This window comes from Nitrosophilus sp. (assembly GCF_982775275.1).
In genome coordinates this window covers 1-8,934 of sequence record NZ_CEXZHP010000052.1, presented here as the reverse complement: position 1 = coordinate 8,934, position 8,934 = coordinate 1, and the positions used below count along the sequence as shown (strand labels likewise).

The 8,934-nt window shown below is 33.3% G+C and carries 5 protein-coding genes and 1 tRNA gene; 4 read left to right on the top strand and 2 right to left on the bottom strand.

Annotation, left to right across the window (positions count from 1 at the left end; genetic code table 11):
- Nucleotides 1–60: 60 nt before the first annotated feature.
- Nucleotides 61–804, bottom strand: coding sequence for a 3-oxoacyl-ACP reductase FabG (fabG, locus tag AC30RD_RS04010; protein WP_489492969.1), 744 nt, complete (start codon nucleotides 802–804; stop codon nucleotides 61–63).
- A 19-nt stretch (nucleotides 805–823) separates the two neighbouring features.
- Complete coding sequence (gene gpmI, locus AC30RD_RS04005) at nucleotides 824–2,305, bottom strand: 2,3-bisphosphoglycerate-independent phosphoglycerate mutase (RefSeq protein ID WP_489492968.1); 1,482 nt, start codon at nucleotides 2,303–2,305, stop codon at nucleotides 824–826.
- A 101-nt stretch (nucleotides 2,306–2,406) separates the two neighbouring features.
- Between gpmI and mraY the strand changes: the two genes are divergently transcribed.
- From mraY to AC30RD_RS03985, 4 genes are all read left to right on the top strand, one after another.
- Nucleotides 2,407–3,471, top strand: coding sequence for a phospho-N-acetylmuramoyl-pentapeptide-transferase (gene mraY, locus AC30RD_RS04000; protein ID WP_489492966.1), 1,065 nt, complete (start codon nucleotides 2,407–2,409; stop codon nucleotides 3,469–3,471).
- Nucleotide 3,472: 1 nt separating this feature from the next.
- Entirely contained in the window at nucleotides 3,473–4,696 is a 1,224-nt protein-coding gene (gene murD, locus AC30RD_RS03995) for a UDP-N-acetylmuramoyl-L-alanine--D-glutamate ligase (RefSeq protein WP_489492964.1), read from the top strand.
- Between the two features lie 34 nt (nucleotides 4,697–4,730).
- Nucleotides 4,731–4,806, top strand: a tRNA-Phe gene (locus AC30RD_RS03990).
- 102 nt (nucleotides 4,807–4,908) lie between these two features.
- Nucleotides 4,909–8,934, top strand: a 4,026-nt coding sequence (locus AC30RD_RS03985) for a vWA domain-containing protein (protein WP_489492963.1), incomplete at its 3' end; no start/stop codon positions are given.

The following is an 8,934-nucleotide window of genomic DNA, read 5'->3' as shown; positions in this document are numbered from 1 at the left end:
CAGAGGCAAAGCAGTTTGCCTCTTAAAGCCTAACGGCTTTACCCTCGCTCACTTAATCCATTACATATACATCCCGCCGTTTACTTTAATCGTTTCGCCAGTAATATAGCTTGAATGATCGCTCAATAAAAATGCCACAGCTTCGGCAACCTCTTTTGGATCTCCAAATCTTTTTAAAGGTATTTTTGATATATAGGCTTCTTTAATATCCTCTTTTAAAGACTCAGTCATATCCGTAGCTATAAATCCAGGAGTAACCGCGTTAAATCTAATACCCCTTGGAGCGCCTTCCAACGCAAAACTTTTTGTCATTGTTATCATACCCCCTTTGCTGGCGCTATAATTTACCTGACCGGCGTTTCCCGTTTCTCCCACGATAGAAGAGATATTTACAACGCTTCCAAACCTTTTTTTACTCATAACCTTTAAAGCCTCTCTACATCCGATAAAAGCGGATGTCAAATTTGCTCTAATCACATCTTCAAAATCACTCAAACTCATCCTAATAGCTAACTTATCTTTTGTAATACCCGCGTTATTTACAAGATAACTAAGCTCCCCGTCACAATCAACAATCGTTTTTATCCCTTCTATAAACGCTTTTTCGTCACTAACATCAAACCCGATAACCGCAGCTTCGTTGCCCTCTTTTTCTATCTCCTCTTTTATTTTATCGGCCGCTTGAGCCGAGCTTTTATAGTTTATCCACACTTTTAAACCGTAACTTGCCAAAACTTTTGCGATCTGAGCTCCTATACCTCTACTTGCTCCGGTAACCAAAACGTTTTTTCCGCTAAATTTCATCTTTGCTCCTTATTAATTTTTAAATTAACGGTTCATCCATCTCTTTTGGAATTTCAAGCCCCATAAGCTTTAAAACGGTTGGAGCTATATTGCTTAAGCCTCCGTTTTTAACTCTGTTTATTCCTTTTGCCATTACAAAACACCAAACTTCGCCAACGGTATGGTTTGTTAAAATATTTCCCTCTTTATCTCTCATCTTTTCACAGTTTCCGTGATCACTTGTTATTATAAGATTATAATCTTTTTCTTTTGCTTTATCTATTATTTTATAAAGCTCCTCATCTACAGCTTCAACGGCTTTTATAGCGGCTTCGTAGTTTCCGGTATGTCCTACCATATCTCCGTTTGCAAAATTTACCACGATAAATTCATACCCCTCATCCATAGCGCAAAGCACAGCTTTACCCACCTCATCCGCACTCATTTGAGGCTTTTGATCGTATGTTCTAACTTTTGGACTTGGTATCAAAACTCTTGTCTCGTTTAAAAAAGGCTCTTCAACTCCTCCGTTAAAGAAAAAAGTTACATGAGCGTATTTTTCCGTCTCGGCGGTATGAAACTGATCAAGCCCGGCTTTACTTATAACTTCAGATAGTGTATTTTTAGGCACGCTTTTTTTGAAAATAACGGGATATTCAAAGGTTTCATCATACTCAACTATTGTAGCTATATTTAAATCTATCTCTTTTTTTTCAAACTCGTTAAAATCTTTATCCCCTATAGCTCTAACTATCTCTCTCATTCTATCGCTTCTAAAATTGATAAACAAAACCCCATCCCCATCTTGCATCCCTTCATACCATTCAAAAGCAATAGGCTCTATAAACTCGTCAGTTACGCCTTTATCATATTGAGAATGGATATACTCTAAAACATCCATGGAAGTTTTTGGTTTTGCCTCAACTATTGCTTTGTATCCCTTTTTTATTCTATCCCATCTTTTATCCCTATCCATTGTATAAAATCTACCGCCGATAGTGGCTATTTTTGCCTCTTTTACCCTTTTTTGTAACTCATTTATATATTTTGGAGCACTTTTTGGATCAACGTCTCTGCCATCAGTTATTGGATGTAAAATTACATCTTTATATTTTGAAGCTATATTTGCTATAGAGATAAAATGATCTATATGAGAATGAACTCCGCCATCACTTAATAACCCTATTATATGGACTCTTTTTGATTTTTTCAAAAGATTTTGAAAAACCTCGTTTTTCTCAAAAGAGTTATCTTCAATAGCCAAAGAGATCCTTACAAGATCTTGATACAAAATCCTCCCGCTTCCTATCGTCATATGACCAACTTCGCTATTTCCCATCTGATTTTCTGGAAGCCCAACACTCATACCGTATGTTTTTATAAAGGAGTATGGAACATTTTCAAAAAGATATTTATAAGCCTTTTTTTTGGCTGCGGCAAATGCGTTATAATAGGAATCCGGGTTATATCCTATCCCGTCGGTTATTACCAAAATAGTTTTATTAATATTTTTACTATTCATACCTTACCTTTGAAACTTATAATTTTATCAGTGAAATTTTAGTAACATTTCACTTTATAAATAGTAAAATCTAATCAAATTTAATAAATTAACGGAGATAAATGCTTTATTGGCTATATAGACACCTAGATATAAATCTTTTTCAATATATTACCGTTAGAGCGGGATTTGCTTTTTTCATAGCTTTTTTTCTAAGCTTATATTTAATGCCAAAATTTATATCGTGGGCAAAAAGAAAAAAGGCAAACCAGCCAATATACTCTCTTGCCCCCTCAACTCATAAGATAAAAGCCAATACCCCTACTATGGGGGGCGTAGTGTTTTTGTTTTCGACCTTTATCTCCTCTTTGCTTACGGTAAAACTAAATAATATTTATGTAATAAGCGCACTTTTAACTTTGGCTCTTTTTTCCATGATAGGAATAAAAGATGATATCTCCAAAATAGTAAAAAAAGAAAACCAATCGGGCTTAAGCGCCAAAGCGAAATTTTTCTTACAGATTATTGCCGCTTTTTTAATATCTATAACTCTTTTTTATTTTTCAGATTTGGGCTCGAAACTTTATATTCCTTTTTATAAATATCCGATTTTAGATATGGGCATATTTGCCGCTTTTTTTTGGACCATAGTGATGGTAGCCACATCAAACGCCGTAAATTTGACCGACGGATTGGATGGATTAGCAACAGTTCCTTCTATATTTGCTCTTGCTTCTTTATCGATACTTGTTTATATCACAGGTCACGCGGTTTTAAGCGCTTATTTGCTTTTGCCAAAGATCTCGGGCGTAGGAGAGGTTACCATCATAGGCGCAGCACTTGCCGGGGCTTTGATAGGATTTTTATGGTATAACTGCCATCCTGCCGAAGTCTTCATGGGAGATAGCGGAAGTTTGGCAATAGGCGCTTTTTTAGGCTATATGGCTATAATATCCAAAAGTGAAATTTTGCTTATAATTATAGGTTTTGTATTTGTAATGGAGGCAATTTCTGTAATTCTACAAGTTGGAAGCTACAAATTAAGAGGAAAAAGAGTCTTTTTAATGGCTCCTATACATCACCATTTCGAGCAAAAAAAGTGGAAAGAGAGTAAAATAATAGTAAGATTTTGGATAATTGCCCTAATTTCTAATATAATTGCGTTAATAACATTAAAAGTCAGATAAAATGATAAAAAAAATATCTCTATTTGGTTACGGAAAAACTACAAAAGCCATAGCAAAATATTTAAAAAACAAAAATATCGATCCGATATTTTTTGAAGATATAGAAAAAGAGTATATAGACAAAGAGGGCTTTTTACATAAACCTTTCGACAAATTTAACCCCTCATTTTCCCAACTTGAGATCCCAAGTCCCGGAATCCCTCCATCCAATCCCGTTATAAAAAAGGCAAAAAATCTAATAAGCGAATACGACCTATTTTTACGCCATCAACACTCTAAACCCTTTACCATATGGATAAGCGGAACGAACGGAAAAACTACAACTACGCAAATGATCACCCATCTTTTAAAAAAAAGGGGCGCCGTTAGCGGAGGAAATATAGGCACCCCTTTGGCAAAACTAGACAAAAATGCAAAAATCTGGGTGCTTGAGACAAGCTCTTTTACGCTCCATTATACAAAATACGCAAAACCAGATATCTATATACTCTTACCCGTTAGCGAAGATCATATCACTTGGCACGGCGGATTTGACAAATATAAAGAGGCAAAACTAAAACCTTTAAAAAATCTAAAAGAGGGAGAAATTTGCATAATCCCAAAAGAGTTTGAAAAGGAAAAAACCAATGGCTTTAAAATAGTGTATGAAAACACCAAAGATCTTGCCCTATATTTTGGTATAGATACGAAAAAAATAGTCTTTAGAGAGCCTTTTTTATTTGATGCCGTTTTAGCCCTAGGAGTGGAAAAAATAGTTTTCAATAAAATCGATTATGAAAAAATAAACTCATTTAAACTCGATCCCCATAAACTTGAAGAGTTTTTCGACAAAAATAAAAGGTTATGGGTTGATGATAGCAAAGCCACAAATATTGACGCAGCCATTGCGGCTATTAGCAGATATAAAGATAAAAAGATTCATCTTGTCTTAGGAGGAGACGCAAAAGGAGCGGATCTCAAGCCGCTTTTTGAGTTTATAAAAGATTTTAATATAACAATTTACGCAATAGGCAAAGAGGAGAAAAATATAAAAGATCTATCAAAAAAATATAATATTGAGTTTTACGGCTGTAGGAGTTTAAAAAAGGCGGTAGAAAAAATTAACAAAAATCTTAAAATCGATGAAGTAGCGCTTCTTTCTCCTGCGTGTGCCAGCCTTGATCATTTCTCCTCCTATAAAGAGAGGGGCGAAAAGTTTAAAGAGTATGTATTAAGGTTTATTTAACTTTATTTTTAATATAATTTCAATCCACATTCACGGCCAGGTAGCTCAGTCGGTAGAGCAAGGGACTGAAAATCCCTGTGTCGGCGGTTCGATTCCGCCCCTGGCCACCACTTCCATACAAAATAATATCCATTCTTTTTATATACCTCTTAAGATTTCCTCAAACCTTTTTATTCTACAATATTTTAAAACTCCATCATAGGGGAGCTACCATGAAAAAATTGGCTTTTTTTATACTATTTTTTTCTATATACGCTTTTTCCAATAATCTAATCCCTCTTAAAGAGAAATGGGAAAGTATCGGTCTTTGCGAAAAGGTAGATATAAAAAGGGATTATACGGATTTTGCGGGTAAAGATATTTACGGAACAGTTTTTGAGTGTTCCAAGAAAGAAGAAATAAAGATGGATAATTTTCTATCTTTAATAGAAAATCTAAAATTTGAAAAAATATATAAAGACGAAGAAAAAGTCGTAGCGAAAAAAGATTTGGACAAAAACTCTATATTATGGATAAAATTTAACATAAACGATCAAAAACCTTTAAAAGCTCTATTAAAAAAGATATATTTTATAGATGATAAAAAAGAGTTTCTTTTAGAAGATGGAGAAAAAAATTTTTTTTATATAAAACATCCCGGAGATAAATATATCTCTATCGAAATTGATCTTCCCGATAAAAAAAGTAACCTCCTTTTTGAGTGCGAACTTGAAAATAGATATAAAAAATTAAAAACTTCCTTTTTCTATAACAAAAGGATCTACGGCGATTTTAGTAAAAAACATCTTTTACTCGATCTTCCTCAAATAGAAGGAGAGTATCTTGTCAAAATTTCAACGGACAAATATCCGGCAAAAATAAAAATAGGCATAAAAGAAGAGGGAAAGCTTCCAAAAATCAAAAATGGCGACAAACTAGGCGGAATACTTCTTAAAAATATTCCCTACGGCAAAGCAAAAGTTTCGCCAGAGGGTGATGTTAGATATTCTCATCCCGCATTTAGCGAATTGAACTATTTAGGAGACAAGACTCCAAACTCCAACGCCATCTTTTGGTTGCCAAGAGGGCTTTGGAAAATAAAAGTAGACTCTTTAGGCGAGAACCTAAAAGATAGCTATGCACATTTTATTCCGGTAAATCCCGGAAGATTAACAGAGGTAAACTGGCCTCAATTTTTTGCTAAACAGATAAAAAAAGATGAAGATATATCTTTGGAGATTATAAAAACCGGATTAAAAGAGGATAAAGGATTTGTTGATTTTTCCCTTTTAAATCTAAAAGAAAAAATAGATATATCAAAAGATAATTTGGAAGTATTAGAAGCGGGATCAAAAACTAAAATAGAAAAAATAGAAAAATTAAAAACCTCTCCAAATATCGTTATCCTTCTTGACTCTTCCGGATCGATGAAAAAAAGTATGAAAGCGGCGATAAAAGCTACATCAAATTTTATAAAAAAACTGCCCCAAAACAGTAAAATAACGTTGATCGATTTTGATACCAAACCTAAGATAGTAGTAAGTTCGGCCAATAAAGATAAAGCCTTAAAATCTTTAAAAAAAATTAGAGCAAACGGAGCTACGGCTCTTTATGACGCTATAGCAAAAGGGATAGATCTATTAAAAACCTCTAAAAGAGCTACTATTATTTTATTTACCGATGGAAAAGACTCAAACTACAACGATACGGGACCGGGAAGCAAAACCACTCAAGATGAAATATTTAAAAAGATAAAAGATATAGATTTTCCAATATTTACCATCGGTTTTGGAAAATCCCCGGATGTCTCAACACTGTCTAGAATAGCCTCTTTAACGGGAGCAAAATATTACTACGCAAAAAAAATAAAAAATCTAAAAGAGGTATTTGACTCTATAAACAAAAACCTTACAAATCAATACAGAGCTCATTTTATCAGACCAAAATATGGAGAGTTTACCTCAAAACCTATCTTGTCTCTAATGGTTGACAATAGCGGATCCATGGAAAAAAGAATGGAAAAAGTTAGGGAAATTTTAAGGGATTTTGTAAAAAATCTTCCTAAAGATTTTTTAGTTCAAATATCGATATTTAGTAACGATATTGAAGTTAAGCAGGTTCTATCTCAAAATAGATCTCAACTAATTAGAGCCATATCCCAAATGAAACCATTAAGTGCTACAAATATATTGGGATCGATAGAGCAATCTTTCAAATTTTTGCACAATACTCCCTCATCAAATAGATATCTTATCTATTTAACGGATGAAGCGATAGATGTTCCAAAAAAAGATAAAACGGCTCTTTATACCCTTCTTGGAAAATTAAAAGATGACGGAATAAAAACATTTTGGATAGGAATAACAAACGAGGATAAAAAAGAGATTTTTAAAAAAGTGGCAAAAGCCTCAAACGGAGAGTATGTTTTGGCAAAGGGAAGCGAAGATTTAAAAAAGATTTTGGCTTCTTTGAACAAAAGATTAAATAAACCAAGCAATCCCGACGAGCATATATTAAGAGTAAATCTAAAATATAAAGATCCTTACGGCAGAGCCATGCTTTTTAGCGACGCGGTTTTAGTAAAACAAAAGCTTCCCGTTAAAGAGTCAAATATCGATTTTGAAGGGATTGGATATAAAATAGGAGAGAAATTAAAAACATACGATAAAGAGATATCAAAATTTATAACAGGCGAAGATATTATTGGCAAAGAGTCTATCGTTACAAAAAAAATCCCCCTAAATATAGAGGCTAAAAACAAAGCGGTGAAGATTAGATTAAAAGAGGCGGTTTTTTTATCAAAATTTAGAGGGATTAAGGCTCCCGATAACAAAAGATTTATGGCTATTAGGATGAGTTTTGAAAATATTTTACCCCCTCAAGAAGTAATAATCTATCCAGACGGCTCGGCTCATCCATCTTCTTGGGTATCGGGCGCATCTCAAAAAAACGTAAAAATTGTTAAAAAGATACCCGACTATCTAATACCCGATGCCAAAATGCATATCTTTTTAAGATGGAACAACGCTTTAAATCTTCCTATATCCGATGCTACATATTTAGCACAAACCCCTTTGATTACTCAAGATGAAAAAGAGATATTTATTAAAGCAAAAGAGAAAGTTGAAGGAACATTGATATTTTTAGTTCCAAACAGCTTTATGAAACAGAGCTCTTTGCATTTTTACGATACGGCATACGGACATATTGATATTCCTATAAGCGGTATTATAAAGATAAAAAAAGATAGTATAAAAAAACTTCCAAAAACAGCTCCAAAAAAACTATCTGAAACATTTTCGCTAAAAGTAGAGGGTATAAAAAAAGATAAAAAAATCGAAAATTTCGAAACAAAAAAAGAAAATATCTTCTTAACCCTATTTTGCACTCTATCATCAAAAATCCAAGCTCATCTCTCAATAGAGCCAAAAGAGAGATTTTATCTTGCCGTAAAAACCGATAAAGGAGACTATTTTTTCAAAATGCATCCTATCACGAAAGTGGTTCCGTTTGGATTTTATGAACCAAGATTTGTAACTCCCGGATCCTTTAATAAAATAGCTATGGTTTTTGAGATTCCAAAAGCTTTAGAAAAATATCCAAAAAAACTCTTTATCGATATTTTAAACAATCCCGTCAGCATAGATATAGAAAATAGACAGATAAAAAAGGAGAAAAACTATCTTGCAAAGGATAGTTTTGAAGATTCAACGATATACATTAACAACATCTTTTACGCAAAAGATATCTCGCAAGCTCCTAAAAATAGTCTAATAATCGACTTTTCCATAGAAAATAAAAAAGATAAAAAGGGTGTTAGTCTATCCAACTTTTTATCTTTATCTTTTAGCAAAGAGGCTAAAGAAAGATTAAAAGATGTTTACGAAAAAAGCAAAAAAAGCGTAATTACAAATAAAGGTCTTGGAAATTTCGGATATAACTTGGCAAAAAATAGTTACGGAGATATATCTAGATCGTGGAGCGATGAGTATCTTTTATCTTTTGGGGCGGAATTTGTAGTTTTTGATGGAGAAAAAAGAAGGGCTTTTGCGTTTTTTGAACTTCCTCAAAAAACTAAACCAACCGATTTTATAATCGGATCTTCACTATTTAAAAATTTGCGTCTTCCTATAAAAAAATATCAAAAATTCAAAAAAATCGAACTTCTCGCAAAAAAAAGCGAGTTTATAGAAGATAGCGAATTTAAAGATAGACTAAACGAGGTTTTAGCAAAAATCAAAGCTATAAGAAAAGCAAAC

What these genes read in the sequence shown, in the direction of transcription:
- fabG (WP_489492969.1), bottom strand. Translation starts at nt 804, where the DNA reads ATGAAATTTAGCGGAAAAAACGTTTTGGTTACCGGAGCAAGTAGAGGT.
- gpmI (WP_489492968.1), bottom strand. Translation starts at nt 2,305, where the DNA reads ATGAATAGTAAAAATATTAATAAAACTATTTTGGTAATAACCGACGGG.
- mraY (WP_489492966.1), top strand. Translation starts at nt 2,407, where the DNA reads ATGCTTTATTGGCTATATAGACACCTAGATATAAATCTTTTTCAATAT.
- murD (WP_489492964.1), top strand. Translation starts at nt 3,473, where the DNA reads ATGATAAAAAAAATATCTCTATTTGGTTACGGAAAAACTACAAAAGCC.